20 protein-coding genes and 1 pseudogene are annotated in these 24886 nt (G+C 66.4%); 18 read left to right on the forward strand and 3 right to left on the reverse strand.

Annotation, left to right across the window (positions count from 1 at the left end):
- Positions 1–278 precede the first annotated feature (278 nt).
- Genes GEMRO_RS35270 through deoA form a run of 3 tightly spaced genes read left to right on the forward strand, consistent with a single transcriptional unit; the run spans position 279 to position 3607 of the window.
- Complete coding sequence (locus tag GEMRO_RS35270) at positions 279–1490, forward strand: purine-nucleoside phosphorylase (protein WP_084506863.1); 1212 nt, start codon at positions 279–281, stop codon at positions 1488–1490.
- Positions 1487–2290, forward strand: coding sequence for a deoxyribose-phosphate aldolase (deoC, locus tag GEMRO_RS0112350; RefSeq protein WP_051328995.1), 804 nt, complete (start codon positions 1487–1489; stop codon positions 2288–2290). The genes GEMRO_RS35270 and deoC overlap by 4 nt, the downstream gene beginning before the upstream one ends.
- Entirely contained in the window at positions 2291–3607 is a 1317-nt protein-coding gene (gene deoA / locus GEMRO_RS0112355; RefSeq protein WP_027134237.1) for a thymidine phosphorylase, read from the forward strand.
- 222 nt (positions 3608–3829) lie between these two features.
- Here the strand turns inward: deoA and GEMRO_RS29305 are convergent, their stop codons facing one another.
- Positions 3830–4624: a phosphate/phosphite/phosphonate ABC transporter substrate-binding protein gene (locus tag GEMRO_RS29305; RefSeq protein WP_051328996.1), complete on the reverse strand. Its 795-nt coding sequence runs from the start codon at positions 4622–4624 to the stop codon at positions 3830–3832.
- A complete protein-coding gene (locus GEMRO_RS0112365) occupies positions 4624–5370 on the reverse strand; it encodes a 5'-methylthioadenosine/adenosylhomocysteine nucleosidase (protein WP_027134238.1) in 747 nt (248 codons plus the stop codon). The genes GEMRO_RS29305 and GEMRO_RS0112365 overlap by 1 nt, the downstream gene beginning before the upstream one ends.
- A gap of 63 nt (positions 5371–5433) precedes the next feature.
- On the opposite strand from GEMRO_RS0112365, the gene GEMRO_RS32640 reads away from it, so the two are divergent.
- The 12 genes and pseudogenes from GEMRO_RS32640 (at position 5434) to GEMRO_RS29325 (ending at position 19323) form a co-directional block, all read left to right on the forward strand.
- Positions 5434–6291 (forward strand): VOC family protein, encoded by an 858-nt coding sequence (locus tag GEMRO_RS32640; protein WP_051328997.1) that lies wholly within the window; start codon positions 5434–5436, stop codon positions 6289–6291.
- 60 nt (positions 6292–6351) lie between these two features.
- Positions 6352–7320, forward strand: a complete 969-nt coding sequence (gene ispH / locus GEMRO_RS0112375; RefSeq protein WP_027134239.1) for a 4-hydroxy-3-methylbut-2-enyl diphosphate reductase — start codon at positions 6352–6354, stop codon at positions 7318–7320.
- Positions 7321–7338: 18 nt separating this feature from the next.
- Positions 7339–8301 carry a homoserine kinase gene (locus tag GEMRO_RS0112380; protein ID WP_027134240.1) on the forward strand — a complete coding sequence of 321 codons (963 nt, stop codon included), beginning with the start codon at positions 7339–7341 and terminating at the stop codon, positions 8299–8301.
- Complete coding sequence (gene rnhA / locus GEMRO_RS0112385; RefSeq protein WP_035485227.1) at positions 8291–8773, forward strand: ribonuclease HI; 483 nt, start codon at positions 8291–8293, stop codon at positions 8771–8773. Before GEMRO_RS0112380 ends, rnhA begins: the two co-directional genes overlap by 11 nt.
- Positions 8773–9843 (forward strand): annotated as a pseudogene (locus tag GEMRO_RS29315) (PLP-dependent cysteine synthase family protein). Before rnhA ends, GEMRO_RS29315 begins: the two are co-directional and overlap by 1 nt.
- A gap of 284 nt (positions 9844–10127) precedes the next feature.
- The gene (locus GEMRO_RS0112395; RefSeq protein WP_051329604.1) at positions 10128–12113 is read left to right on the forward strand and encodes a primary-amine oxidase; all 1986 of its coding nucleotides are present in this window, start codon (positions 10128–10130) and stop codon (positions 12111–12113) included.
- Between the two features lie 200 nt (positions 12114–12313).
- On the forward strand, positions 12314–14296 hold the full coding sequence (locus GEMRO_RS0112400) for a primary-amine oxidase (protein WP_035485230.1): 1983 nt from the start codon (positions 12314–12316) through the stop codon (positions 14294–14296).
- 25 nt (positions 14297–14321) lie between these two features.
- On the forward strand, positions 14322–15503 hold the full coding sequence (locus GEMRO_RS0112405; RefSeq protein WP_205624960.1) for an ABC transporter substrate-binding protein: 1182 nt from the start codon (positions 14322–14324) through the stop codon (positions 15501–15503).
- A gap of 74 nt (positions 15504–15577) precedes the next feature.
- The gene (locus GEMRO_RS29320) at positions 15578–16684 is read left to right on the forward strand and encodes an ABC transporter ATP-binding protein (RefSeq protein ID WP_051328998.1); all 1107 of its coding nucleotides are present in this window, start codon (positions 15578–15580) and stop codon (positions 16682–16684) included.
- A gap of 171 nt (positions 16685–16855) precedes the next feature.
- On the forward strand, positions 16856–17662 hold the full coding sequence (locus tag GEMRO_RS0112415; protein WP_051328999.1) for an ABC transporter permease: 807 nt from the start codon (positions 16856–16858) through the stop codon (positions 17660–17662).
- Positions 17663–17665: 3 nt separating this feature from the next.
- Complete coding sequence (locus GEMRO_RS0112420) at positions 17666–18472, forward strand: ABC transporter permease (RefSeq protein ID WP_027134246.1); 807 nt, start codon at positions 17666–17668, stop codon at positions 18470–18472.
- A gap of 233 nt (positions 18473–18705) precedes the next feature.
- Entirely contained in the window at positions 18706–19323 is a 618-nt protein-coding gene (locus GEMRO_RS29325; RefSeq protein ID WP_051329000.1) for a transglutaminase-like cysteine peptidase, read from the forward strand.
- Here the strand turns inward: GEMRO_RS29325 and GEMRO_RS0112435 are convergent.
- Positions 19315–21123 carry a PHA/PHB synthase family protein gene (locus GEMRO_RS0112435; protein ID WP_035485232.1) on the reverse strand — a complete coding sequence of 603 codons (1809 nt, stop codon included), beginning with the start codon at positions 21121–21123 and terminating at the stop codon, positions 19315–19317. The genes GEMRO_RS29325 and GEMRO_RS0112435 overlap by 9 nt on opposite strands.
- A 139-nt stretch (positions 21124–21262) precedes the next feature.
- Between GEMRO_RS0112435 and GEMRO_RS0112440 the strand changes: the two genes are divergently transcribed.
- The 3 genes from GEMRO_RS0112440 to GEMRO_RS0112450 all read left to right on the forward strand — a co-directional run bounded on the left by GEMRO_RS0112440 (position 21263) and on the right by GEMRO_RS0112450 (position 24865).
- The gene (locus GEMRO_RS0112440; RefSeq protein ID WP_035485234.1) at positions 21263–22270 is read left to right on the forward strand and encodes a hypothetical protein; all 1008 of its coding nucleotides are present in this window, start codon (positions 21263–21265) and stop codon (positions 22268–22270) included.
- Between the two features lie 91 nt (positions 22271–22361).
- Positions 22362–23579: an LL-diaminopimelate aminotransferase gene (locus GEMRO_RS0112445; RefSeq protein WP_027134249.1), complete on the forward strand. Its 1218-nt coding sequence runs from the start codon at positions 22362–22364 to the stop codon at positions 23577–23579.
- The gene (locus GEMRO_RS0112450; protein WP_027134250.1) at positions 23576–24865 is read left to right on the forward strand and encodes a homoserine dehydrogenase; all 1290 of its coding nucleotides are present in this window, start codon (positions 23576–23578) and stop codon (positions 24863–24865) included. The genes GEMRO_RS0112445 and GEMRO_RS0112450 overlap by 4 nt, the downstream gene beginning before the upstream one ends.
- Positions 24866–24886 lie beyond the last annotated feature (21 nt).

Raw genomic sequence — 24886 nt, forward strand, 5'->3', positions numbered from 1 at the left:
ATCCGCGGCATGCCCGCGCGCGCCGCTCGAAGCCATCCTATCCGCCATGGGTTAACGGGCCGTTACCCGATGACGATTCGTACTGAGGCAATTCCCCATCCTGCCGATCCTCGCGCTGGCCCGTCCCGGCGGCCGGTGTATGCTCGGCCCATGATCGCGATCACCCTTACGGCGCTGCCGGTCCCCGCCTGGTTCCACATGCCGCCACCAGCCTGGGCGGCCTGCATCATGTCGGGCCATCCCCGCTGCATGCGGCGAGGCCTGTGGATCGGCCGCCGATGAGTGTTCCTGCCGACCTCTTGGCCGCGGCCAAGGCAGTGCGGGAGCGCGCCTTCGTGCCCTATTCGCACTTTCCGGTGGCGGCCGTGCTGCGGACCGCCTCCGGTCGGATCCATGCCGGCGTCAACGTCGAGAACGTCGCCTACCCCCAGAGCCAATGCGCCGAGGCATCCGCGATCGGCGTCATGGTCGCGGCGGGCGAGACGCGCATCGCCGAGGTGCTGGTGCTGGCCGGGGGCGAGCGGCTGATCGCGCCCTGCGGCGGCTGCCGCCAGCGTCTGGCGGAATTCGCCGCGCCCGAGGTGCCCGTCCATCTCTGCCACCCGGACGGCCGGCACCTGCGCACCGACATGGCCGAGCTGCTGCCCCATGCGTTCGGCCCAGGCCATCTGTCCGCCGGCACGCCCTCGGCGGCGGCCCCGGACGCCGCCGCTCGCATCCGTACGCGCCTTCCGCAGGCGGCGCCTGCCGTGGCGATCGTGCTGGGATCCGGCCTGGGCGGGCTGGTCGACGAGCTGGAGCAGCCGGAAGCCTTCGACTATGCCGATCTACCCGGCTTCCCGACGTCGGGCGTTCCGGGCCATGCCGGCCGGCTGGTGCTGGGCCGGCTCTCGGATGTCCCGGTCATGTGCTTCCAGGGCCGGGTCCATCTCTACGAGGGCCGGCCGGCCGCCGCGATCCTGCCGATGATCCGCCTGGTCCACGAGCTGGGCTGCCGGCGGCTGGTCCTCACCAACGCGGCCGGCTCCCTCAGGCCGGACGTGCCTGAAGGTGCCGTCAGCCTGATCGCCGACCACATCAACCTGCAGGGCAGCAGCCCGCTGGTCGGTGGCCCGAACTTCGTGGGGCTGACCAGCGTGTACGACCCGTCGCTGCGAAGCGTCCTCGGCAAAGCGGCGGCGCGCCTGGGGATGGAGCTGCCGGAGGGCGTCTATCTCGCCGTGCTCGGTCCGCAGTTCGAGACCCCTGCGGAAATCAGGGCATTCCGCACGCTCGGCGCGGACCTGGTCGGCATGAGCACCGTCGCGGAGGCGATCGCCGCCCGCCACTTGGGCATTCGCGTCGCCGGCCTGTCCGCCGTCACCAACCTTGCCGCCGGCATGACCCCCGCCGAGCTCAGCCACAACCATACCCTGGCCGCCGCCAAGGTCGCCGGAGACAAGCTCCGCCGCCTCCTGGCCGCCGCCCTCCCGGATCTCGCCCGAGCATGATCGACAAGAACACCAGCGACCTCCTGGCCAAGGCCTCCCTTGCCACCGCTTCCCCGGCCCTGGCGAAGCGCGCCATCCCCCTGGTCGACCTGACCTCCCTGTCGGGCAGCGAGACCGAGGCGGAGATCGCTGCCCTGTGCACCCGGGCCCTGGAGCATGGCGTCGCGGCCGTCTGCATCTACCCAGCCTTCCTGCCCCAGGCACGCCCGCTCCTGCAGGGCAGCGCGGTGCGCCTGGCGGCGGTGGCCAACTTCCCGGACGGCTCCGACGACATCGCCCGGGCCGCCGACGAGGCCGCCGCGGCGGTGGCGGACGGCGCCGACGAGGTCGACGTGGTGGCGCCGGTCCAGGCGATCATGGAAGGCGATGTCGGGATTGTCGGGGAACTGGTCGAGGCGGTCCGGCTGGCGGCCGGGCCACAGACCACGCTGAAGCTGATCCTGGAGACCGGCATCCTGGCCGATCCCGATCGGATCACCGCGGCTGCCCGGGCCGCGGTGATGGCAGGGGTCGACTTCCTGAAGACCTCCACCGGCAAGGTGCCGGTGGGCGCCACGCCGGAGGCGGCGGCCGTGATGATGCGGGTGTGCGAGGAAGCCGGCCTGCGGGTCGGGTTCAAGGCTTCAGGCGGGATCCGCACCGCCGACGATGCGGCCCGCTACCTGCACCTGGGCGATGCGCTCCTGGGAGCGGAGCGGATCTCGGCGCGCACTTTCCGCTTCGGCGCGTCCTCGCTGCTCGACGACCTGGTTCGGGTTGCGGCGGGTGGTGCGTCGTCCGGCACGGCCAGCGGCTACTGAATGCTCGCCCAGGAGATCATCCGCACCAAGCGCGACGGGGGGCAGCTTTCGGAGGCCGCCATCCGGGCCTTCGTCCAAGGCCTTTGCGACGGCAGCTGGAGCGAAGGGCAGGTGGCGGCCCTGGCCATGGCGATCCTGCTGCGCGGCATGGAGCCCGCCGAAACGGTCGCCCTGACCAGGGCAATGGCCGCAAGCGGCGAGCGCCTTGACTGGGACGGCCTGCCGGGACCGGTGGTCGACAAGCATTCCACCGGCGGCATCGGCGACAAGGTCAGCCTGATCCTCGCACCGCTCCTTGCGGCGTGCGGTTGCTTTGTCCCGATGCTGTCCGGGCGCGGCCTGGGCCATACCGGCGGCACCCTCGACAAGCTGGATTCGATCGAGGGCTACCGGACAAGCGTTCCGCCCGAGCAGTTCCGGCATGCCGTCCGGGCCGCCGGATGCGCCATCGTCGGCCAGACCGAGGACCTCGCTCCGGCCGACCGGCGCCTCTACGCGATCCGCGACGTCACCGCGACCGTCGAGAGCGTGCCGCTGATCACCGCCTCGATCCTGTCCAAGAAGCTGGCGGCCGGACCGCATGGCCTCGTCATGGACGTGAAGTACGGCTCCGGCGCCTTCCTGCCCGACCAGGCGGACGCCAGGGCCCTCGCGCTTTCGCTGGTCGAGGTGGCGACCGGGGCAGGGCTGCCTTGCCGGGCGCTGCTCACCGACATGAGCATGTGCCTGGGCACGGCCGCCGGCAACGCGGTCGAGGTGCGGGAGGCGATCGACGTCCTGACCGGGCAGGTCGCTACCGGACGGCTGCTCGACCTCACCCTTGGGCTTGCGGCCGAACTGCTCGATCTCGCCGGCATCGACGATGGCCGCCAGCGCGCCGAAACGATGCTGTCCAACGGCCAGGCCGCCGAGCGCTTCGCCCGGATGGTGACGCTGCTGGGGGGACCGCCCGATCTCCTGGAGCGACCCGACCTGCGCCTGCCTTCGGCCCCGGTCCAGCGGCCCGCCTTTTCCGCCTGCGAGGGCTTTGTCGCCGGGATCGATGCCCGGGGGCTGGGCATCGCCATCATCGAGCTTGGTGGCGGCCGCCGCCGCCCGCAGGACCGGGTCGACCATGCGGTGGGCCTGACCGGCGTGCTGGAGGTCGGCAGCCCCGTCGGCCGAAACACGCCCCTGGCGATGATCCATGCCCGCGACGACGAAGGTGCCACCGCCGCCGAAGCGGCCCTGCGCCAGGCCTTCCGGATCGAGCGTGGGCGTCCGTCGCCGCGTCCGCTCATCGCCGAGCGCCTGGGGGCGAGGACAAAATTCTCTTAATGTTCGTCTCGAATGCCTGGCGCATCTCGGGCTGATGACCGGAAACCAGCCTCCCAGATTACACAAACGAACCCGAGCGTTCCCCTGTCCCACCTTGAGGCGAGCCCGCATTTACCGGCTCCTCGTATGTTCAGGGCGCCGTTTACACAAACGAACCCGAGGGGGCGGGTTGCACCTCGCGGGGTTCGTCATGTTCCGGGGGTAGGAAGCGCCTCCAGCCGGTCAGGCTGGCGGGTCGAGCTCGATCAGGCCCAGGGCCTCGGCGCGGCGGCGCATGCCGGGGATGACCGCATAGGCGGAGACGTCCAGCACCGCGATGCCGTGGATCAGCAGCCGGCGCCGCGCGGCTGCCAGCCTCGGGTCGCTCGCCGCGGTGCGCAGGCCACGCAGCAGAGCCCGATGCTCCGCGTCCGGGAGGTCCTTGCGGGTGACATAGGGCAGGCCCGGCGCCTTGGGCGACCAGGCCAGTACCCGAAGTCCTCTGGTCGCCCCGGGCCGCACCGAACGCAGCAATCCCAGCGTTACGCAGTCGACGGCGGCCAGATCGGCGCTGCCGTCCTGAACGGCAGCCACGCTTGAGACATGCGACCCGGTCCGGCGGATCTCGCCGAAGAACGGACGGACGTCGCTCGCCTCGGCGGCCATCACCCGGAGCACGTTGCAGCCGGACTGGCTGTCATGGCCATTGATGGCAAGGCAGGCGCCCTGTGCTTCGGCGAAGTCCTGGATCCCGCTCTCCGCGCGGACCAGGACGGCGGAGCGGTAGAAGGGGCCGGCGCAGCCTTCCGCGGCATAACAGGGGGTGGCCAGATAGCGGACCTGGCCTTCCAGGGCATGGGTGAGCGGATAGCCGCAGGTCTGCGTGAACAGCAGGTCCGGCGAGCGCCAGTGCTCCAGGAGGTCGTCCGGCTGCACCAACGGTGCCGCCATGCCGGCATGGCGCGCGATCCCGTCCCACCAGGCAGCCGTGGCGTCGGCCAGCTCCGGCAGGTCGTACATCGGGAGGGAGGCCTGCATCACAGGCTGGGCAGCAGCCGGCGCAGGATCCTGGCCGAACTGGCGGCGACCTCGTCGACGAAGCGGGCGAAGTCGAACCGCGAATCGGTGCCGGCGAGATCGGACAAGGCGCGGATGTCGAGATAGGGCACGCCGAAGGCCTGGCAGACCTGCCCCAGCGCGCCGCCTTCCATCTCGATCGCCCGCCCGCCCAGTGCCTGGAACAGCCGCTCCCGGGTCGCCTCGCAATGGAGGTACTGGTCTCCGGACAGGATGGTGCCGTAGGTGATCCTGGCGGGCCGGCTGCTGCCCGACGCCGTGACCACCCCGAGCTCGACGTCCGCAAGCGCCGCCTTCACCCGGGCCAGCAGGTCGGGATCGACCGGATAGCCCAGCTGGTCGGTGGGGTTGAAGAACGGCACGTGGCCGGCCTGGTAGGTCTGCACCTTGCCGTCCTCGATCACCCCGGCGTCATGCTGGACGGTATGGTCGGCAATCACCACATCCCCGATATGCAATTCGGGATCGAGGCCGCCTGCCACGCCGGTGAACACGATCAGGCGGCAGGCGAACCGGTCGCAGAGGAGGGTAGCCGTGAGCGCGGCATTGACCTTGCCGATCCCTGCACCCACCAGGATGACGTCGTGGCCGTCCAGCTGGCCGTGGTCGAAGCGCAGGCCGGCTACCTCGACGACGTCGCGGGCTTCCAGCACATCACGCAGATGGGCCAGTTCCTGGGGGATCGCGCAGATCAGTCCGATCGTCACGGGGGGCAACTCCTGCTAGTCCAGCGTCGCGAAGCTCTAGAGCAGTGTCCACAGGAGGCAAGAGTGCGTGCAGGGCATCTGGACGGGATCGACCACCTGATCGTGGGTGCGCGCGACCTGGAGGCAGCCCGCGCAGCCTACGCGCGGCTCGGCTTCAACCTGACGCCGCGCGGCCGCCATGTCGGCTGGGGCACCGCCAACTACTGCATCATGTTCGAGAACGACTATCTCGAACTGCTGGGAATCGTGGATCCGGCCGCGTTCACGAACGGGCTGGACCGGATGCTCGAGGAGCGCGAGGGCCTGCTCGGCATCGTGTTCCGTTCCACGGATCCCGCGGGCACCGCCCGGGCCTGGAAGGATGCCGGACTGCGCCCCGAAGGGCCGAAGGAACTGGGGCGCCTCCTGGAACACGGTGGCCCGGGTGGGCAAATGCTGCGCTTCTCCAATGTCTATCCGGCCCGGGACGAAGCCGCGGGCCTGTCCTTCTTCGCCTGCCACCACCTCACGCCGGAACTCCTGCGGAAGGAGGCCTGGCTGGCGCACCCGAATGGCGCCCGCGCCATCCGATCGGTGACCTTCCTGGTCCCCGAGGCCGGCTCGGTGGTCCAGGTCCTGGCGAAGCTGTTCGGGACGGCGTCGGTCACCTGGACCGACGAGGTCGCGGCGGTCCATGTCGGCGGAGCGACGCTTTTGGTCGCACGCGCTCAGGATGTCGGCATGCTCCACCCGGAACTGGCGCTGCTGGACGAGCCCGAGGCTCCGGTCGCCGTGGCGATGACCCTGACGGTGGCTGATCCGGCCCGCACCAGGGCCTTCCTGGATCTGCACAAGGTGCCCTACAAGACGGATCCGGTCGGCGGCATCGCAGTCTCGGCAGGGCATGCCTGTGGGGTCCACCTGGAGTTCGTTCCAGGGTGAACCTCGTCTTTTGCCGCCCTACATGCTATTGCGCCCCCGTCCTTCGCCATAGAGCTTGCCATGACCTCGTCGAAACAGAAGCTCACGATCGTCCTCGCCAGCCCGCGCGGCTTTTGCGCAGGCGTTGATCGCGCGATCCAGATCGTGAAGCAGGCGATCGCCGAGAACGGGCCGCCCGTCTATGTCCGCCACGAAATCGTCCACAACCGCTACGTGGTCGAGGAACTGGAATCGATGGGGGCGGTGTTTGTGGAGGAACTGGACCAGGTGCCCGATGACGGCATCGTGGTGTTCTCCGCGCACGGGGTGCCGAAGTCGGTTCCTGGCGAGGCAAAGCGCCGCCGCCTCCTGTTCGCGGATGCCACCTGTCCCCTGGTGAGCAAGGTCCATCGCGAGGTCGAGCGCCATCACAAGGCCGGCCTGACCGTGATCCTGATCGGGCATGCCGGGCATCCGGAAGTGATCGGCACCATGGGGCAGGTCCCCGAAGGGTCCGTCCTGCTGGTCGAGACGGTGGAGGACGTGGCGAACCTGGTGGTTCCGGATCAGGCGCGGCTGGCCTTCTCGACCCAGACGACGCTCTCGGTCCTCGATACGGCCGGAGTCGTCGCCGCGCTGAAGGAGCGCTTCCCGGCGATCGAGGGGCCGCGCAACGAGGACATCTGCTATGCCACGACCAACCGCCAGCAGGCGGTGGCGGCGATCGCTCCTGGCTCCGACGTGACCCTGATCGTCGGCGCGACCAACAGCTCGAACTCGATGCGCCTGGTGGAGGTCGCCAAGCGGGAGGGCTGCCCGCGGGCGGAACTGATCCGGACGGTGGCCGATGTCGACTGGCCGGGGCTGGGCGAGGTTCGGCGCCTGGCGCTGAGCGCCGGGGCATCGGCGCCGGAAATCCTGGTCGAGCAGGTGATCAGCGCGGCACGCGAGCGGTTCGACGTGACCGTCGAAGAGGTGAAGCTGGTCGACGAGAACGTCACTTTCCGTGTACCGCCATTGCCGAAGCGACGTCCTCCCCAGGCCGCCTGATCCACCTTCGGAGCCCTCATGGCGGTCTATACGCCGGTCGATCGAGCTACCCTCGAGACCTTTCTTGCGGACTATCCGCTCGGCCGCCTGATCGACCATCGCGGCATCCAGGCCGGGGTCGAGAACAGCAATTTCTTCGTCGACACCGAGCAGGGCCGCTTCGTCCTCACCATCTACGAGCGCCGGGTCGATCCGGCGGACCTGCCCTTCTTTCTGGGCCTGATGGAGCATCTGGCCGAGCGGGGGATCCATTGCCCGCTCCCGATCCACGGGGTGGACGGCAAGGTCCGCCGCGATCTCCTGGGCAAGCCCGCGGCGATCGTCACCTTCCTGGACGGCACCTGCACCGAGGAGATCACGCCGGCCCATTGTCATGCCCTGGGTGCGGCCCTGGGCCAGCTTCATCGCGAAGGCCGGGATTTCCCGATCCACCGGGCAAACGCGCTGTCGGTCGAGGGCTGGCGTCGTCTGCTCGACCTTTGCGAGCCGGATGCCGACCGGGTGCATTCCGGCCTGGCCCTGGAACTCGAGCGGGACTTCCAGGACATCGTGGGAGCCTGGCCTGCCGACCTGCCGAGCGGCGTGATCCACGCCGACCTGTTCCCGGACAACATCTTCTTCCGGGACACCGAGGTGACCGGGATCATCGACTTCTATTTCGGCTGCAACGACCTGCTGGCCTACGATCTGGCGGTCTGCCTGGTCGCCTGGTGCTTTGACAGGGACCATGTCTTCGTGGCGGAGCGGGCCGAAGCCCTGGTCGCCGGCTATGTCGGCGAGCGCCGTCTGGAGCCGGGCGAGATCCAGGCCCTGCCACGCCTTTGCCGCGGCGCCTCCCTGCGCTTCCTGCTCACCCGCCTCTACGACTGGCTGAACCAGGTGGATGGCGCGCTGGTCCAGCCCAAGGATCCGATGGAATACCTGACCAAGCTCCGCTTCTTCCGTGACATTACCGACCCGGCGGCCTGCGGTGTCCGCTGAATCGCCCGCCACGGGAGTGGTCGTCATCCACACCGATGGTGGCTGCAGCGGCAATCCCGGGCCAGGCGGCTGGGGTGCGGTGCTGAACTGGAACGGCACCGAGCGTGAGCTTTCCGGTGGGGAGGACCTCACCACCAACAACCGCATGGAACTGATGGCGGCGATCGAAGCGCTCGAGGCGCTCAAGCGCCCCATGAAGGTCGCCCTCTACACCGACAGCGTCTATGTGCGCGACGGCATTACCCGCTGGATCCATGGCTGGAAGCGCAACGGCTGGAAGACCGCCGCTAAGGGAGCCGTGAAAAACGAGGACCTCTGGCGCCGCCTGGACGCCGCCTGTCAGCGGCACGACGTTTCCTGGCACTGGCTGAAGGGCCATGCGGGGCATCCGGAGAACGAGCGCTGCGATCAGTTGGCTGGCGCGGAGATCAAGAAGCGCAAGCAGGCGCTGGCGGGGGCCGGAAAGGGCTGATGATGGACGGGGTCTGCCGCGACTGGCTGGACGATGCGATCCGCAGGATCGAGGCCGACGCCACCCGCTCCGCCGATACCCACCTGATCCGCATGCCGCTGCCGGCGACGCCAGGCATCGCCCTTTATTTCAAGGACGAGTCGACCCATCCCACCGGCAGCCTGAAGCACCGTCTGGCCCGCTCCCTGTTCCTCTATGCGCTGTGCAATGGCTGGATCGGTCCTGGCACCACGGTCGTCGAGGCGTCTTCGGGCTCCACCGCGGTGTCCGAGGCCTACTTTGCGCGCCTGTTGGGCCTGCCGTTCGTCGCGGTGATGCCGGCCAGCACCTCGCCGGCCAAGGTCGCTCTCATTGAGCGGGAGGGCGGTCGCTGCGAGATGGTCGACGATCCGGGCCAGGTCTATGCGCGCAGCCGCGAACTGGCGGCTGCCTGCAAGGGCCACTTCATGGATTAGTTCACCTTCGCCGAGCGCGCCACCGACTGGCGCGGCAACAACAACATCGCTGAATCAATTTTTACCCAGCTGGCCCTGGAAGACCATCCGCAGCCCCGCTGGATCGTGTGCGGCGCCGGCACCGGCGGGACCTCCGCCACGCTTGGACGTTATGTGCGCTATCGGCGCCACCCGACCCGGATCTGCCTGGCCGATCCGGAGCGTTCGGTGTTCCATCGCCGGCTCGCGGGAGAGGCGGCACCGGTTGCGGCCGGACCGGGCTCCCTGATCGAGGGGATCGGTCGCCCGCGGGTCGAGCCGTCGTTCGTGCCGGAACTGATCGACCGCTGGCAGGCTGTGCCGGACCCCGCCAGCATTGCCGCGGCCAGGATTGCCAGCCGCGTGCTGGGGCGGCCCTGCGGCGGGTCCACCGGCACCAATCTCTGGGTCGCGGCGGAGCTGGCCGCCGAAATGGCCTCGGCTGGGAAAAGCGGATCCATCGTCACGCTGCTGTGCGACAGCGGCCAGCGCTATGCCGGCACCTATTTCGACGATGGCTGGGTTGCCGGCCAGGGTTGCGACCTTCGACCCTATGTAGAGCGGCTGGAATCCTTCCTGGCGACCGGACGATTCTAGCTTGTTGGCCATGAGCAAAAGACCGGCAAGTCGTGCCGCTAGACCAAGCGTGCTGCATGAATTCTGCACTCGCAGAAATGTCCCGTAGAGATTCTCTTTTGCTTTCATCAGTTTAGCGGCCATCGCGAAACGTCCTGTTACGCGAAATTGGGACTTGCCGCCTCCTGCGTCCTGGCGGATCCTCTTGTGAAGGGCCGATTGCGCATGTCGGTCCCATTCGTGTGCGCATACGGCTTCCGGCCGCTGCCAGCGGACGGGCTGGACGAGACCCCTTGGAGAGAATGATGGCGTTGCGCGTCGAAGAGGCGATTCTGGCCAATCCCGTGGTTCGCCCGGAGCATCCGCTGGATCCATTGAGCGCCGACGAGATCCGCAGGGCCGCGTCGGTCATCCGTGACCATTTCGGGTTCGGCGAGAACCTGCGGGTGGAGACGATCGATATCCAGGAGCCGCCCAAGCAGGTCGTGCGCGACTATGTCCAGGGCGAGCCGTTCGAGCGGATCGCCCGCTTCAACGCCTATGAGCGGGGTGTCATGGGCGTTTGGGTCGGCCGGGTCGACCTGAACAAGGGCGAGGTGATCTCCAAGGAGTTCCGCGAGAACGCCCGCGCCATGGTCGCTGTCGAGGAAATCCTCGACATCGAGCGCAAGGTGAAGGATTACCCGGACTTCCGCGCGGCGCTGAAAAAGCGCGGCCTGCTCGACGAGGTCGAGTACATGGCGGTCGATCCTTGGACGGTCGGCAGCTTCGGCATCGACAAGGAAGCCGGCCGCCGGGTGATGAACTGCTTCATCTGGATGCGCACCTTCCCGCTCGACAACTACTACGCGCATCCGGTGGAAGGCCTGCATGTGCTGGTCGATCTCGCCACCGCCGAGATCATCGAGGTCACCGACCATTTCGCCGAGAGTGGTGACTACATCCCGGTGCCGCGCACGCCGCTGAACTACGACTCCGACATCATCAAGGAGTACCGCAAGCCGTCTTCCCGCCTGGACGTGGTCCAGCCGGACGGGCCGGGCTTCCTGGTCGAGGGCAACAAGGTCACCTGGGAGAACTGGGACTTCCGCGTCGGCTTCAACGGTCGCGAGGGCCTGACCCTGCACACGGTCGCCTACAGCCATGCCGGCAAGCGGCGCCCGATCATGTACCGTGGGTCGATCGCCGAGATGGTGGTGCCCTACGGCACGCCCGAGCGTTCGCACTACCGCAAGAACGTGTTCGACAACGGCGAACTCGGCTTTGGCCGCATGGCCAACTCGCTGGAACTCGGCTGCGACTGCCTGGGCTACATCCACTACTTCGACGCCGTGGTGCCCACCCTGTTCGGCGAGCCGCGCACGATCAAGAACGCGATCTGCCTGCATGAGGAAGACGCCGGGCTGTCCTGGAAGCACTACGACCTGCGCACCGAGCGCACCGAAGTGCGGCGGGCCCGCAAGCTGGTGATCTCGTCGATCTCCACGATCGGCAACTACGAGTACGCGTCCTACTGGTATCTGCACCAGGACGGCCGCATCGAGTACGAGATGAAGGCCACCGGCATCATCAACACCGCGGCCTGCCACCCGGGTCAGCCCGGCAAGTGGGGTACCGAGGTGGCGCCGGGCGTGGTCGGGCACATCCACCAGCATGTGTTCTGCGCGCGTCTGGACATGGAGGTCGATGGCCCGAACAACACCGTGGTCGAATGCGACACGCTGGTCGACCCGGTCGGCAGCGCAGACAACCCGTACGGCAACGCCTTCTACGTCCAGCAGACCCCGTTGACGTCGGAACTGGAGGGGCGCCGCCAGGTCGATTTTTCCCGGATGCGCTACTGGAAGGTGGTGAACCCGGAGGCGAAGAACTGGCTCGGCCAGTCGACCGCCTTCAAGCTGGAGCCGATGTCGGCGGTGCAGCCATTCACCCATCCCGACAGCCCCTCCGGCAGGCGGGGCCGCTTCATCCAGAATCACCTCTGGGTGACGGCGTTCCATCCCGAGGAACGCTATCCGGCCGGCGAGTTCGTCAATCAGTCCACCGGCGACGACAGCGTCGAGGTCTGGACCGAGCAGAACCGGCCCATCGAGAACGCCGACATCGTCCTGTGGCACAGCTTCGGCCTGCACCACCTGCCGCGCCCTGAGGACCATCCCGTCCAGCCCTGCGTGGTCTGCGGCTTCAAGCTGATGCCGTCCGGGTTCTTCGATCAGAACCCGGTGATCGACCTGCCGCCGGAGAAGAACGCAGCCAGCAAGCTGCACGGCAGCAGATGCTGCCACTCGTGAACTCCTCTAGACCGGTCTGACCGAGGCCGGTCCTTCAGAAAGACCCACAGCATGGAGACATGCTGTGGGTCTTTTGCTTCTTCAGTGGTCGTTCTTTGCCTAATCCATAGGCGTCATTGCTCAATATTCAGACTTGAAATTATTCGGTTATCGCTGATCCTCCTTGGACTGCCTTTGGCGATCACCAGGAGGTCTGACGGATGGCTTTGCGACTCGAGGAAACCTTGGCGACCGCCGCGATGGCGTTGCCGGACCATCCGCTGGATCCGCTTTCGGCGGCGGAAATTTCGGCGGCAAGCGCATTGGTCCGCGCCCATTTCGAGCAGGACCCCAGCCTGCTGTTCGAGACGATTGATCTGGAGGAGCCGGCGAAGGAGGTCGTGCGCAGCCATGTCGCCGGGGCGCCGCTGCCGCGGGTCGCCCGCTTCAACGCTTATCGCAAGGGCGAGACCGGCGTCTTCAAGGGACTGGTCGACTTGGTCGCGGGTGTCGTCAGCAAGGTCGAGTTCCTGCCCGGCGTCCGGCCGATGATCTCGCCGGAAGAGTTCATGATGATCGAGGAGGCCGCCAAGGCGGATCCACGCTTCATCGCCGCCCTGGAGCGGCGGGGCCTCGGCGACAAGCTCGACCTGATCTGCGTCGATCCGTGGAGTGCCGGGAACTTCGGGGTGCCGGGCGAAGAAGGAAAGCGGCTCGCGCATACCTTCGTGTGGATGCGCATGTTCCCCCTCGACAACTACTACGCCCATCCCGTCGAGGGCATCAACGTCGTGGTCGACGTCGACAAGATGGTCGTCCTGCGCGTCGACGACTACTTCGCGGATGCCGAGCCCATCCCGGTGCCGGAGACGCCGGTCAACTACGACAGCGCCATCGTCACGAGCTACCAGCCGGCTGGCAAGCCGCTGGATGTCGTCCAGCCGGATGGCCCGAGCTTCGTCGTCGAGGGCAACAAGGTCAGCTGGCTTGGCTGGGACCTGCGCGTCGGCTTCAACGGCCGCGAGGGTTTGGTCCTGCACCAGATCGGCCACAGCAGGGACGGCCGGCGGCGCCCCATTGTCTACCGCGCATCGATTGCGGAAATGGTGGTGCCTTATGGGTCCAATGAGCGGGCCCACCATCGCAAGAACGTGTTCGACAGCGGTGAGTACGGGTTCGGCCGCCTGGCCAATTCCCTGGAACTCGGCTGTGACTGCCTGGGCCATATCCACTATTTTGATGTCCAGCTCTCGGACCTTCAGGGCAACCCGCGCACCATCAAGAACGGGATCTGCCTGCACGAGGAGGACGCGGGCCTTGCCTGGAAGCATTTCGACTTCCGTACCGAACGGACCGAGACCCGCCGGATGCGACGACTGGTGATTTCGTCGATCACGACGGTCGGCAACTACGAATACGGGTCCTACTGGTATCTCTACCAGGACGGGAACATCGAGTTCGAGATGAAGGCCACCGGGGTGATCAACACCGCTGCCTGCATTCCGGGCAATCCGGGCAAATATGCCACCGAAGTGGCACCTGGCGTCGTCGGCCAGATCCATCAGCACCTGTTCTCGGCGCGCCTGGACATGGAGGTCGACGGCCCCGCCAACACGGTGGTCGAGTGCAACACCGTGGCGCCGCCCATGGGGCCGGAGAACCCCTATGGCAACGTCTTCTACGTGGAGGAAACGCCGCTCACCACGGAACTCGCGGCGCGCCGCAACGCCGACTTCGACCAGCAGCGCTACTGGAAGATCACCAATCCGGACGTCCGCAACTGGGTCGGCAAGCCCACCGCCTACAAGCTGCTGCCGACCTCGGTGGTAAAGGCCTACACCCATCCGGAAGGGCCTTCGGGCAAGCGTGCCGGCTTCATCTACAACCATCTCTGGGTGACGCCGTTCTCGGCCGACGAACGCTATCCGGCGGGGGAGTTCATGAACCATTCCCCGGGCGGGGAGGGGCTGCCGGACTGGACGGCGCGCAACCGTCCGATCGAGAACACGGACATCGTTCTCTGGCACAGTTTTGGCTTGCACCATCTGCCGAGGGTCGAGGACCACCCGGTTCAGCCATGCGTGCGCTGTGGCTTCATGCTGATGCCGACCGGGTTCTTCGACCGCAATCCCGTCATCGACCTGCCGCCTGGCAAGAACGAGGCGAGCCGGTCGAATGGCAAGGCCAGCTGCTGTTCCGCATGAAGCCAACCGACAGAGGATGCCCCGCATGAAGCCGAAGAATTTCCTGCAGTCCTTCAGCGCTTCCCGGCGGGACTTCCTCAGGCAGTCATCCATGTTGGCCGGCGGCATCGCCGCCGCTTCCGCGCTTCCCCGGGCGGCGTTTGCCGCCCGGGAAAACGAAATGAACATCTACTGCTGGGAAGGCTACAACTCGGACAAGGTGCTGGACCCGTTCCGGACCGAGTTCAACTGCACGGTCAAGGCGCAGGGCCTGATCTCGGATCCCGACGCGGTCAACCAGCTCCGCGCAGGCGACACCAAGATCTGGGACGTCATCAACCTGAACAACAGCTGGGGACGCCGGCAGCTCTATCCCGAAAACCTGATCGTGCCCCTGGACCAGGAGCGGTTCCGCCCGCATTGGGAGATGATGCTGCCCGAGTTCAAGTACCCCTATAAGTGGGCGATGTCGGAGGACGGCAAGGAACTGCTCGGCATGATCCAGCGGTTCGGCCCCTCCGGCATGCTGATCAACACCGACGACGTGTCCCAGGCGACCCTGGAGGACGAGGGCTACGACCTGATGCTGTCGGACGACTTCAAGGGCAAGTATGCTGTCCTGATGTACGACGACTGGGTGATCATGCATGCGGTGATCGCCGCGGGCTTCAGCCCGTTCCGCCCGCTGACCGACGACGAGATCGCCATCTACGAGACGACGATCCGCAAGATCATCAACAATGCCTCGTTCCTGTCCGACGACATGAACGCGATCGCGCTGGGCATCATCAACGGCTCGATCTCCGGCAGCTTCCCCGGCAGCGTCTATACCGTCTCCACGGCCCGCTACGACGGCAACCCGAACCTGCGCTGCGTGGTGCCGACCAAGGGGCCGGAGGAACTGGAAGGCAAGGCGGGGGTCTGCTGGATGGAACTGACCTCGCTGGTCAACAACCCGCAGCTCTCGCCGCGCGGCGCGGACTTCCTGGAGTACTGCTACCGCCCGGAAACCTGCAAGGCGGTGTCCTTCGCCGAGGGCACCTTCAACCCGGTCGGGCAGATGGGCGACCCGCGGGTCATGGAGCTGTTCGACGGGGAGGAGCTGGATGCCTTCCAGTGGGACGAGATGTCGGCGCTGATGTCCCGCTGCGCCGACTTCGACACCATCCCCTCCTACCCGAAGCTGCACGAGATCTTCTCGGCCGCCGTGCGCGAACGCCAGGCGTGATCTACCCGGCATCGGCCCGTTCCGGCCGGTGCCTTTTCTCCGTTCGGGCCCGATAATCCGGAGATCCAGCCGCGATGGCGATGACGTCACCTGCCGCAAGCCCGGCCAAGCCGATTCTCGAACTCCGTGGCATCGACCGGATCTTCGGCGACTTCGCCGCCGTGGACCGCATCAATCTCGATATTCGGGAAGGCGAGTTCTTCACCATCGTCGGGCCGTCCGGCAGCGGTAAGACCACGATGGTGCGCATGCTGGTCGGGATGGACAAGCCGACCCACGGCGACATCCTGCTCAAGGGCCGGCGCATCAACGACATGCCCGCCAACAAGCGCCCGACCTGCATGGTGTTCCAGTCGCTCGCCTTGTTTCCGCACCGCACGGTTGGCCAGAACATCGAATTCCCGCTCAAGATCAGGGGCGTCGATCCGGCTGCCAGGAAGAAGCGGGCGTTGGAACTGATGGCGCAGCTTCGCCTGCCCGAAAACTACTACGGCAAAGCGGTCACCCAGTGCTCGGGCGGCGAGCGGCAGCGCGTGGCGCTCGCCCGTGCTCTGGCGTTCGATCCGGAGATCCTGTTCTTCGACGAGCCGCTGTCCGCGCTGGACTACAAGCTGCGCAAGATCCTGGAAAAGGAACTCAAGGACATCCACCGCGAGACCGGCAAGACCTTCGTCTACATCACCCACTCGCTGGAGGAGGCGATGGTGATGTCCGACCGGATCGGGGTGATGAACCGCGGCCGGTTCGTGCAGGTCGGCACGCCGCACGAGATCTACGCCACGCCTTCCGACCGGTTCGTGTCCGAGTTCATGGGCGAGGTGAACATCATCGACGTGTGCCGGGGCGACGAGGGAAAGGTCGTGGACACCGCGTCCGGCCGGGCGCTCGCGGTGCCGTTCCTGCCGCAGGGGTTCGAGACCGGCACGGTCGTGGTGCGCCCGGAATCGATCCGGTTCTGCGAGAACGGCGCCACAGCGGACAACCTGCTGCAGGGAACCGTCTTCAACGAGTACCTGCTGGGCTCGCGGGTCCAGTACCAGGTCCGGGTCGAAGGGGGCGGCACCTTCCTGGTCGAGAAGCTGCGCGAGCAGCGCCTGGAAGGCGGGCTGGACCGCCCGATCACCATCGGCTTCGACACCTCCGACATGATGATCTTCGCGACCAACCGCCTGCAGCAGTGATGCCGGGCAGCCCCGGATCCGTCGGCATCTGAAACAAGGACCGAATTCATGGCGAGTGCCGGGAGTGCGATCGGGATCGAGGCGGTGGCAGCGCCAGCGGCCCGTCCCATAGCACGCAGACCTCATGTACTTGACTGGCTCAGGCAGCCAGGAGTCCTGACCGCGGTGCCGATGACGGTGCTGCTGCTCGCGGGCTTTGTCGGGCCGCTGCTGCTGGTGACGATCTTCGCCTTCATGCCGGCGCAGAGCTTTTCGGTCCTCCAAACGCCGACGCTCGCCAACTTCGAGGAGATCCTCGCGACCTCCTACTATATCTCCTTCCTTTCCTCGGTCTGGCTGGCGGCCCTCACGGTCCTGATCCTGTTCGTGATCTGCTATCCGGTCGCCTACGCGATGGTCCGGGTGTTCGGCCATCGCGGCAGCATTCTGGCGGTGCTGATCACTGCCCCCTTGTTCGTGGCGGAGAACCTGCGCCTGCTGGGCTGGGTCCTGTTCCTGGTCAAAGGGGGGGTGGTTTCGGGCAGCCTCGAGACCTTCTTGGGCATCCAGGTTGACTCGATGCTCTATACCTCGGCCGCAACCCTGTTCGGCCTGGTCTATGTCTATCTGCCGTTCATGCTGTTCCCGATGACGCTCGGCATCTCCATGGTGCCGATGCAGATGCGCGAGGCTGCCTTCGACCTCGGCGCCAGCCGCTGGCAGGTCCTGAAGGAGGTCGACATCCCGCTGGCGATGCCCGGCATCCTGATCGGCGCCCTCATGACCTTCATCCTGGCCGCGGGCGCCATCTCGGAAGCGAAGATCCTGGGAGGCACCGCCGTGGTCATGATCGCCCAGGACATCCAGAAGGAATTCACCTTCGCGCAGAACTGGCCCAAGGGCTCGGCGCTGTCGGTCCTGATGATCCTCCTGGCCGGAGGGCTGGCGCTGACGCTGCTCAAGCGGATCGACCTCGACGGCATTTTCGGGCGGAGATGAGTGATGCAGGAGATCAGCCGCAGGGCGAAGTTCCTCTATGGGTCGGCAATCGCCCTCCTGATACTGTTCATGTACCTGCCGATGGCGACGCTGGTGCTCGCCTCCTTCTCGCGCTCCAAGTTCTTCCGCTTTCCGATCCCGGCCTACAGCGTGAAGCACTATGGCGACGTGCTGGAATCCCTGTCGATCCGCGGGTTCTTCTGGACATCGCTGTTCCTGGCGCTGGCGGTGGCGGTCATCTCGACGGTGCTGGCCTTCTTCGGCGCGCTGGCCTTCGCCCGCTACGACTGGAAGGGGCGCAAGCTGTTCCAGAAGATCATGCTGCTGCCGATCCTGTTCCCGCAGGCGGTGCTGGGGTTGGCCCTGCTGCTCTGGTTCACCGCGATCGGCGTGACGCCCTCCTGGACCACCGCCATCTTCGCCCATCTGGTCTGGATTGCGCCGATCGCGACCATGGTGATCGCCATCCAGGTCTATGCCTTCGACCCGGCGGTCGAGGAGGCGGCCATGGATCTGGGCGCCAGCCGCTGGCAGGTGCTCAAGGAGGTGACCCTGCCGATCCTGGCGCCCGGGATCTTCTCGGGCTTCCTGTTCTCTTTCCTGCTTTCCTGGGCAAACTTCCCGCTTTCGATGTTCGCGACCGGGGCCGACCAGACGATACCAGAGTGGATCAGCGCCAAGATCCAGTCAGGCTACACGCCGCAGGTGCCCGCGGTCGGCACGCTGACCATGCTGGCCGCAGCCCTGGTGATGGCGCTGGGCTACCTGGCCGCCTGGCTGCTCAGCCGGCGATCGTCGGCGGCCGGTTGAGCACAGGCCCGGGAGAGTCTCCCGGGCATCCTGGTACGTGGTTGGCGATCTAGGCGTCGCCCGTTTCCATATCGTTCACGATTGAGGCGCCATCCTGCGCTCCGGGGAAACGCGTCGGGCTCACGTAGAGACCGCGCAAGCCGGAGCGCATGATGATGCCGAGCATCATCCTCGTGAGCCTCGCTGCTGCGGGGCTCCTGTTGACATGTAGTCTTTCGACGGCATCTGCCGCCTTGCCCACGATCTTCAACTCGGTGGAGGTGCGGGCCGATCGCCAGCTGTCGCTGCCGCAATGGAGCCGGATGTCCGTCCAGGTGGAGGCGGAACGCCAGCTCTACCGGGCCTGTGCCGCAGCCGCGCCCGGCTGCACCTCCAAGGCCGGCATCGCCTGGCAGACTCTCCTGGAGAGCATGAGGGGGCAGGCTCGTCTCGAGCAGGTGCGGACCCTCAACCGCTTCGCCAACCGCATTCCCTACCGCTCGGACATGGAGGTCTGGGGAAAAAGCGACTATTGGGCGTCACCGCTGGAGTTCCTCCGCAGGACGGGTGACTGCGAGGACTACGCCATCCTCAAATACTACTCGCTGCGCCAGCTCGGCGTTCCGGCCAGCGACATGCGCATGGTCGTGGTCCAGGATACGGTGCGCAACCTGGCCCATGCGGTGCTGGTGGTCCTGGTCGATGGCCGCCTGCTGGTGCTGGACAACCTGACCAACGCGATCCTGCCGCAGGAGCGTACGCCCCAATATGTGCCCTACTATTCGATCAACGAGGAGGCGCGCTGGGCGCACCTCGACCGTACCGGCACGCAGCTTGCCGCGGCCGGCGTCACCCGTTCCAGGTCACGATGACGGCGCCTCGTCGGAGCGGGCGCGGACATAACTGCCGGGCGCATCCTCGATCGCGGGCAGCCCGCCCGCGCCGGGGACCCGTGCCGGAACCATGGCGCCGGACTTGGCAGCATTCCAGGCCGACCAGTCCTCCCACCAGCTGCCCTGATGATGCTGGGCTGCGGCGAGCCAAGCCTCCGGATCCGGCGGCAGTTCATCGTTGACCCAGTAGCCGTACTTGCCCGACCCCGGCGGGTTGACGATCCCGGCGATATGGCCGGATCCAGCCAGGACAAAACGCTTGGGCCCCTTGTAGATCTGGGTGGCGACGTAGGTGCTCTTCCAGGGCGCGATATGGTCCTCGCGGGTGCTGATCCAGTAGACCGGCAGCCTCAGGCGACCGAGATCGATGGGGACCCCGCACAAGGACATCCCGTTCGGCTCGACCAGCTTGTTCTCATGATAGAACTTGCGCAGATAGAAACTGTGCATCGCGGCAGGCATCCGCGTGCTGTCGCTGTTCCAGTACAGGAGATCGAACGGGAACGGCTCCTTGCCCAGCAGGTAGTTGTTCACCACGAACGACCAGATCAGGTCGTTGGCGCGCAGCATGTTGAACGTGTGCGCCATTTCCGCCCCCTCCAGATAGCCGGTCCTGGCCATCTGCATCTCGAGGCTCTTGAGCTGTTCCTCGTCGATGAACACGGCGAGTTCGCCGGGCTCGGAGAAGTCGACCAGGGTGGTGAAGAAGGTCACCGCCTTGATCCTGTTGTCCTTCTTGGTCGCCATGTAGGAAAGGGTCGAGGCCATCAGCGTCCCGCCTAGGCAGTAGCCGATCGCGTTGATCGCCTTCTCGCCGATCGCCCTCTCGATGGCGTCCAGGGCAGCGAGAATTCCTTCCTGCATGTAGTCTTCAAAGCTCTTGTGCGCGAGCTTTGCGTCTGGGTTGACCCAGGAAACCACGAACGTGGTGAACCCTTGGTCGGTACAATACTTGATGAAACTGTTCTTTGCCTGAAGATCCAGGATGTAGAATTTGTTGATCCAGGGCGGGACGATCAGGAGCGGCCGCCGGTATTGCTTCTCCGTTGTCGGATCATACTGGATCAGCTGCATGAGATCGTTCTGGTAGACGACCTTGCCCTTCGAGGTAGCGATGTTGCGGCCGATCTCGAACGCGTCCAGGTCCGTCATCCGGATCGTCAGCTTGCCTTTGCCGCGCTCCAGATCCTCCAGCATGTTGGCGAGGCCCTTGATCAGGTTCTCGCCCTTGGTCTCCAGCGTCTCGCGCAGGACCTGTGGGTTGGTTGCAACGAAGTTGGAGGGCGCCAGCGCGTCGACGAACTGTCGTGTGTAGAAGGCAAGCTTGGCCTGGGTCTTCTCGTCCAGTCCCTCGGTCTCGCCCACGGTCTTCAGCAGGAAGCGGGAGGTCAGGAGGTAGGACTGCTTGATGAAGTCGAAGACCGGGTTCTCTTCCCAGGCGGTATCCTTGAACCGCCGGTCACCCCGGTCGGGTACAACCACCGCCTCGGGCTCGCCGCCCAGCATCCTGGACGTGGTCGAGTTCCACAGGCGCAGATAGTCCTGCCAGAGAGAGAACTGGGCATTCATGACCTCCGCAGGATTGGCCCATAGCCGCGTGCCCAGTTCCATCATGGCGCTGCCAAGGCGGATCGGATCCACGCCGGCCTGTCGCTGCTCGAGCATGTTCTGCCGCTTGATGAAATCCTGCACGAGCTTCTGGCTGCGTCCGGCGATCCTGTTCAGGATCACCGTGATGTCATCATTTTCGGGTTGAGCCGCCTTCGGTTCCTCGGTCATGCGCGATCGGACCTCTGTGCCTTTGCCTCCGCCACCAGCGCTCGTGTAGACGAAGGGCACCGCACCTGCCAACGATGCCGGGCGCATCTAGAACCGTAATCCCGACGGGCATCGCATGCCGACCTGCTATAGTGGTTCCATGTCGCAGACCAGATTTGTCCGAACGAGGCGTCCGCTCGTCCTGGTGGCGTGCGCGATCCCGGTGCTCCTGTCCTGTGCACCTGAGCCGGCGCCGCAGGCCGATGATCTGGTTGATCGCATCATCGCCGAGGACGCCGCCAAGGCTGCCGCCGCCCAGCCGAATGAGAATACCTATCCGGACCTGCGGGACGTGCCGCCGCGACCGCAGCTTGGCTACTCCGTCGAGCAGCGCCGGGCGATCGAGAGCGGACTGGTGGCTGACCGCGACTATGCTCGACGTAGCTCCGAACTCCTGCGTTCGACCGACGGCGCCGACCTTCCGCCCCCTCCAGAGTCGCCCTCGGTGCTGCCCGTGACCGAAGCTCCCGCGGCCGTTCCCGCCGTGCGCAAGGCGCCGCCCAAGGTGGTCCTGATCGAGCGACGCGATACCAGCGGCGACCTGTCCTCCTTCCTCGACGACGTGGTGGGTGTCGACCCCCAGGTGGACACGACCGTCGAGCCATCCCTGGTCCCGTCGCCACGCACGACGCCCAGCAACCAGCTGCCGCTCGCAGGAGACGTACCGGGCGGAGAGGATGTTCCGGAACCCGCCAGCGAGACGCCGTCCGGCGGTGATGTCTCCGCAAGCGCGCTTACGCCGCAGGAGGTCGACCCTCCGTCGCCGGACATGGTGCAGGCGGCCGTCGCGGATCAGGCCGCGACGGCAGGTGAGGCCCTTGAAGTCGGGCGGGTCTGGCTCTTCCCCCTGGAGGCCGGCGCTGATTCGCCCACGGTAAAGGCGATGGCCCCAATGCTCGCCGCCGTGTCCGCCGAGGGTGCCATGGATGAGCGGCGCCTTTCGGTAGTGGGCCGTTCCGCCGATCCCGAGCAGGCATCGCGGCGGGCCAGATCCTTGGAAGCGGATCTGGTGGCCGCTGGCGTTTCGAGCGGACAGATCGAGGTCGGCACGGATAGCTCCACGCCCGGCGAAGTGGTGACGATCAGGGTCTTGTCGGGCCGGGATTGACGGGCGCATGTCCTAGCGATGCCGATCGTGCTAGACGGCCGCGGTCACGCCGATCCGTCCGCAATCTCGCGGGACTGCCGGGAAACTTTCGATGCAGCAAGCCTTCCACCGCATCCGCCGCCTGCCGCCTTACGTGTTCGCCGAGGTGAACCGGCTCAAGGCGGACGCGCGAGCGGCGGGCAGGGACGTGATCGATCTCGGCATGGGCAACCCTGACACGCCGACGCCCAAGCACATCGTGGAGAAGCTGGTGGAGACGGTGCGCGATGGCCGCACCCATCGCTACTCCACCTCGCGAGGCATCCCGGGGCTGCGCCGTTCGCTGGCCAACTATTACGGGCGACGCTTCGGGGTGAAACTGGACCCGGAGAGCGAGGTCTGCGTTACTCTGGGCTCCAAGGAGGGGCTGGCCAATCTCGCCCAGGCGATCACGGCCCCCGGCGACACGATCCTGGTGCCCAATCCCTCCTACCCGATCCATCCCTACGGGTTCATCATCGCCGGAGCTGGCATTCGCCACGTGCCGATGCAGGATGGCCCTGACCTTCTGCGCGAACTGGCCCATGCCGCCGAGCACTCCGTGCCGTCGCCGACCATGATGGTCCTGAACTTCCCGTCCAATCCCACCGCCAGGGTAGTTGACCGGAAATTTTACGAAGAGGCGGTGAAGTTCGCGAAGTCCAAGGACATGTTCATTCTCTCGGACATCGCCTATTCGGAGATCTGGTTTGAAAGCCCCCCGCCCTCGATCCTGGAGGTGGAAGGGGGCTTCGACGTCGCCGTCGAATTCTCGTCACTCTCCAAGACCTACTCGATGCCCGGGTGGCGGATCGGCTTCGCGGCCGGGAACCAGCGGCTGATCGCGGCGCTCACCCGGATCAAGTCCTACCTGGACTATGGCGCGTTTACCCCGATCCAGGTCGCTGCCACGGCGGCCCTGGACGGGCCGCAGGATTGCGTCGAGAAGATCCGCGTCATGTACAAGGAACGACGCGACGTGCTGATCGACGGCCTGGCCAAGGCAGGATGGAACGTGCCTGCGCCGCCGGCCACGATGTTCGCCTGGGCGCCCATTCCCGAGCCGTTCCGCGAGCTTGGATCGCTCGGCTTTGCCAAGCTGCTGATCGAGGAGGCGGACGTCGCCGTGGCCCCCGGCATCGGCTTTGGAGAGTATGGCGATGGCCATGTGCGGCTGGCGCTCGTTGAGAACAAGCAGCGCCTCCGGCAGGCAGCCCGCAACATCAAGGCCTTCTTTCACCGCCGAGGCCTGACCGGGCAAGCGGGTTCCTCGTTGGTGGAGGCGGCATGAGCCCGCTCAGGATTGGTATCGCGGGACTGGGCACGGTCGGCGCTGCGACCGTTTCGGTGATCGAGGAGAATGGCTCGGTCCTGGCCCGGCGCACCGGGCGGAAGATCGAGATCGTGGCGGTCTCGGCACGGGACCGCGGCAAGGATCGTGGTTTCCCCGCTGACCGCTATCGCTGGTACGAGGATGCCCGTGATCTTGCGGCCGATCCCGACATCGATCTTGTCTGCGAACTGATCGGCGGTTCGGACGGCATTGCGCTGGAGTTGGTCCGGACAGCGCTGTCCAGCGGCAAGCATGTGGTCACGGCCAACAAGGCGCTGCTTGCCCATCACGGTGCGTCGCTGGCCCGGCTGGCGGAAACGAAGGGGGTGGTTCTGGCGTTCGAGCCGGCCGTTGCCGGCGGCATCCCGATCGTCAAGGCGCTGCGCGAGGGGCTGGCAGCCAATCAAATCCACAAGATCACTGGCATTCTGAACGGCACCTCCAACTACATCCTGACCACGATGCGCGAGACCGGCCGCGATTTCGCGAGCGTGCTCGAGGAGGCGCAGGCCAAGGGCTACGCGGAAGCGGACCCGTCCTTCGACGTGGACGGGATCGATGCTGCTCACAAGCTCGCCCTGCTGGCGAGCCTGGCCTATGGCTGTCCGCCGCGCTTCGACGCGATGCGGCCCGAGGGGATCCGGGCAATCGCACCGGTCGATATCGCGTTCGCGGAGCAGTTGGGCTTCCGGATCAAGCTGCTCGGTACGACCCGGCTGGCGGAAGGCGGGCTGGTGCTGCGCATGTACCCGGCCATGGTGCCGCAGGATGCCCCCATCGCCGCGGTCGAAGGGGTCTTCAACGGCATTGCCGTCGAGGGTGACAGGGTCGGCACGGCGATGTTCGAGGGGCGGGGCGCTGGCGCCGGTCCTACCGCCTCCGCCGTGGTGGCCGACATTGTCGACATCGCCCGGGGCCTGCGCCTGCCGACGTTCGGCGTGGCAGCCAGCGAACTGACCGACCGGCCAATGGCCCCGACCGAGGATCTGGTCGGCAGCTATTATCTGCGCCTGGAGGTCGTGGACCGTCCGGGCGTGCTCGCCGATGTGGCGGCCGTGCTCCGCGACCATCGGGTCTCCATCGAGAGTCTGATCCAGCGTGGACGGGATCCCGAACAGCCCGTTACCCTGGTCCTTACCACCCACGAAGCGACCGAAGGTGCGATGAGCCAGGCGCTTGCCACCATCGCGGGTCTTTCGGTGGTGCTGGAAGCGCCCACGATGATCCGTATCGAGCGTGCTTGATCAATCGTAGAAGAGCATGGG

Origin of the sequence: Geminicoccus roseus DSM 18922, assembly GCF_000427665.1 — a bacterium.
Classification (GTDB): Bacteria; Pseudomonadota; Alphaproteobacteria; order Geminicoccales; family Geminicoccaceae; genus Geminicoccus; species Geminicoccus roseus.

Coding starts and splice junctions, on each gene's coding strand:
- GEMRO_RS35270 (WP_084506863.1), top strand. CDS start 279: ATGAGTGTTCCTGCCGACCTCTTGGCCGCGGCCAAGGCAGTGCGGGAG.
- deoC (WP_051328995.1), top strand. CDS start 1,487: ATGATCGACAAGAACACCAGCGACCTCCTGGCCAAGGCCTCCCTTGCC.
- deoA (WP_027134237.1), top strand. CDS start 2,291: ATGCTCGCCCAGGAGATCATCCGCACCAAGCGCGACGGGGGGCAGCTT.
- GEMRO_RS29305 (WP_051328996.1), bottom strand. CDS start 4,624: ATGCAGGCCTCCCTCCCGATGTACGACCTGCCGGAGCTGGCCGACGCC.
- ispH (WP_027134239.1), top strand. CDS start 6,352: ATGACCTCGTCGAAACAGAAGCTCACGATCGTCCTCGCCAGCCCGCGC.
- GEMRO_RS0112380 (WP_027134240.1), top strand. CDS start 7,339: ATGGCGGTCTATACGCCGGTCGATCGAGCTACCCTCGAGACCTTTCTT.
- GEMRO_RS0112395 (WP_051329604.1), top strand. CDS start 10,128: ATGGCGTTGCGCGTCGAAGAGGCGATTCTGGCCAATCCCGTGGTTCGC.
- GEMRO_RS0112400 (WP_035485230.1), top strand. CDS start 12,314: ATGGCTTTGCGACTCGAGGAAACCTTGGCGACCGCCGCGATGGCGTTG.
- GEMRO_RS0112405 (WP_205624960.1), top strand. CDS start 14,322: ATGAAGCCGAAGAATTTCCTGCAGTCCTTCAGCGCTTCCCGGCGGGAC.
- GEMRO_RS29320 (WP_051328998.1), top strand. CDS start 15,578: ATGGCGATGACGTCACCTGCCGCAAGCCCGGCCAAGCCGATTCTCGAA.
- GEMRO_RS0112415 (WP_051328999.1), top strand. CDS start 16,856: ATGACGGTGCTGCTGCTCGCGGGCTTTGTCGGGCCGCTGCTGCTGGTG.
- GEMRO_RS0112420 (WP_027134246.1), top strand. CDS start 17,666: ATGCAGGAGATCAGCCGCAGGGCGAAGTTCCTCTATGGGTCGGCAATC.
- GEMRO_RS0112435 (WP_035485232.1), bottom strand. CDS start 21,123: ATGACCGAGGAACCGAAGGCGGCTCAACCCGAAAATGATGACATCACG.
- GEMRO_RS0112440 (WP_035485234.1), top strand. CDS start 21,263: ATGTCGCAGACCAGATTTGTCCGAACGAGGCGTCCGCTCGTCCTGGTG.
- GEMRO_RS0112445 (WP_027134249.1), top strand. CDS start 22,362: ATGCAGCAAGCCTTCCACCGCATCCGCCGCCTGCCGCCTTACGTGTTC.
- GEMRO_RS0112450 (WP_027134250.1), top strand. CDS start 23,576: ATGAGCCCGCTCAGGATTGGTATCGCGGGACTGGGCACGGTCGGCGCT.